This window comes from Dehalococcoidia bacterium (assembly GCA_035574915.1).
GTDB lineage: Bacteria > Chloroflexota > Dehalococcoidia > DSTF01 > WHTK01 > DATLYJ01.
In genome coordinates, this window is record DATLYJ010000045.1 from 1 (window position 1) to 2,004 (window position 2,004).

Here is a 2,004-nt window from a genome sequence, read left to right on the forward strand (position 1 = left end):
GGCGACGCCGACGCCGCGCCCGCCTCAGCCGGGCACCGCCAGTAGCGCCCCTTCCCTGCGCCAGGCGGGGACGCCAAGCGCCGCGCCTTCACGGGCCCCTTCCGCCACGGCCTCGGCGGCGGCGCCTACGCCTGTCCGGCCGGCGGCTACGGCAGTCCGGCCTTCGTCGCGGGCGCCCGTGGCGACCTCGCGGCCGCAGGCAGGACAGTCCGGCAGCGCGGGCGGAGGCGCCACCCGGCCGGCGTCCAGGGGCCCCACCCAGCTCCTCCTCGGCATAGGCGCGGTCGCCCTCGCGGCGGGCGGCAGTTGGGGGTTCTACTACTTCATGCGCCCGCCGCGGGACTGAATCCTCAGGGCGTCGAATTTAATTGACAAAGCGTATCGATAGCATAAGATACAACTAAGACGACGGGACGCAGCCAGCGTCACGGTGCGCCTCACGTTGGGAGGCGCCTATGCACCTCGAACTTAGCGAAGAAGAAGCTTCCTTCCTCGAACGCGTGATGTCCGGCTATTTGCCGGCCCTGCGCGAGCTCGTCTACAAGACCGAGAACTACGACTGGCGCCAGCAGTACAAGCGAGACGAGCAGCTGCTGGCCGCCCTGCTTGAGCGCCTGCGGAGCCGTGGTCGCGAGGCGCCCGGGGGTGATGTGCCCGCCGAGGCGCTTCTGACGGACGTCGGGCCTTCGATCGCTCCGTCCTGACGCACCCCTAGCGCCGGGCCACCGAGGCGGCGCCAGCGCTCTATTGGGACAGCAGGCATTGTCGGCAAGAGAGGGAGGACGTGATGAGCAGGTACCTCGTCGTAGCGCACCAGACGGCAGCGGGCGAGCCCCTCATTGCAAAGCTCAAGGAGCTTGCCGCCCGTGAAGAAGGCTCCGAGTTCACGCTGGTAGTGCCGGCGACGCCGGTCGACCACCTGCTGGTCTGGGAAGAGGGTGAGTCTCGCGAGATCGCGAGGCGAAAGGCCTTCGACGGCCGCGATGCCATGGTCGCGGCCGGCCTCAAGGTCCGTGATGCGGTGGTCGGCGACGCCTCGCCCCTGACGGCCATCGAAGCAGAAATTCGGCGCAGCGGCCCCTACGATGCTCTCGTGATCAGCACCTTCCCGCTCGGCGTGTCGCGCTGGCTGCGCCGGGACCTGCCGCGACGCGCCGCAGTCAAGTTTGGCCTCCCCGTGATCCACGTCGTCTCGCCCAAGAAGGCGGCGGCCGGCGCGGCTCCTGCCGCGGCCTCCGTGCCGGAGGAATCGGCATTCGAGTGGGACCTCCAGAGCCTCGCGGCCTGGCTCGGCAAGCCTGTCGTCTGCGCCGACGGCCGCGAGGCAGGCCACGTGTCCGCCATCCTCTACGACTACGTCACGGGCGAGCCCTCCTGGATCGAGATCGGCTCCGGACTTCTCCGCGCGCGCGTGCTCCTCGCCCCCGCATCCCGCGCGTCCCCCGACGATGGCAGGCTGCGCCTGGCCTACACCTACGACACCCTGCACGGCCAGCCCCACGCCGACATCGGCGCCGGGTTCGTCAGCCTCATCGAGGAGCAGAAGGTGCACGAGTACTTCGGCCTGCCCTTTCGTGAGGTCTGCGACCTTCGCGTGCTCCGGCACGGCGACCCGATTCCCGGCAAGCACCAGTACTCAGGCTTCCCCCGCTGACGGCTAGGGCAGATAGAGCAGAGGGTTGCGGCGCACGCCCCGGTCGAACACCTCGAAGTGCAGGTGCGGGCCGGAGCACGTCCCGGAGCAACCGATTTCACCGATGACCTGTCCGGCCTTGACGCGCTCGCCCGTTTTTACGGCGATCGATTCGAAGTGTGCGTACAGAGTGCGAATGCCGTCCGGGCCGTCGATCACGACGAAGCGCCCGTAGGAACAGCAAGGCGACCCGCCGGCAAAGAACACGACGCCGTCCGTCGCTGCTCGGATTGGGCCGCTCGCCTGGGCGATGTCGATCCCCAGCGGGTGTCCGGGGCCATAGTGGCTCGTGATCTCCCCGGAGGCCGGCC

General features: G+C 69.3%; 4 protein-coding genes. 2 read left to right on the forward strand and 2 right to left on the reverse strand.

Going from position 1 to position 2,004, the window contains the following annotated elements; genetic code table 11:
• Nucleotides 1–24: 24 nt before the first annotated feature.
• On the reverse strand, nt 25–258 hold the full coding sequence (locus VNN10_03885) for a hypothetical protein (GenBank protein HXH21146.1): 234 nt from the start codon (nt 256–258) through the stop codon (nt 25–27).
• Nucleotides 259–455: 197 nt separating this feature from the next.
• Between VNN10_03885 and VNN10_03890 the strand changes: the two genes are divergently transcribed.
• Together VNN10_03890 and VNN10_03895 are read left to right on the forward strand one after the other, a co-directional pair.
• Nucleotides 456–704: a hypothetical protein gene (locus VNN10_03890; GenBank protein ID HXH21147.1), complete on the forward strand. Its 249-nt coding sequence runs from the start codon at nt 456–458 to the stop codon at nt 702–704.
• 83 nt (nt 705–787) lie between these two features.
• Nucleotides 788–1,654, forward strand: a complete 867-nt coding sequence (locus VNN10_03895) for a hypothetical protein (protein ID HXH21148.1) — start codon at nt 788–790, stop codon at nt 1,652–1,654.
• A 3-nt stretch (nt 1,655–1,657) separates the two neighbouring features.
• Here the strand turns inward: VNN10_03895 and VNN10_03900 are convergent.
• A partial coding sequence (locus VNN10_03900; GenBank protein ID HXH21149.1) for a M23 family metallopeptidase occupies nt 1,658–2,004 on the reverse strand: 347 nt, incomplete at its 5' end.

What these genes read in the sequence shown, in the direction of transcription:
- VNN10_03890 (HXH21147.1), top strand. Translation starts at nt 456, where the DNA reads ATGCACCTCGAACTTAGCGAAGAAGAAGCTTCCTTCCTCGAACGCGTG.
- VNN10_03895 (HXH21148.1), top strand. Translation starts at nt 788, where the DNA reads ATGAGCAGGTACCTCGTCGTAGCGCACCAGACGGCAGCGGGCGAGCCC.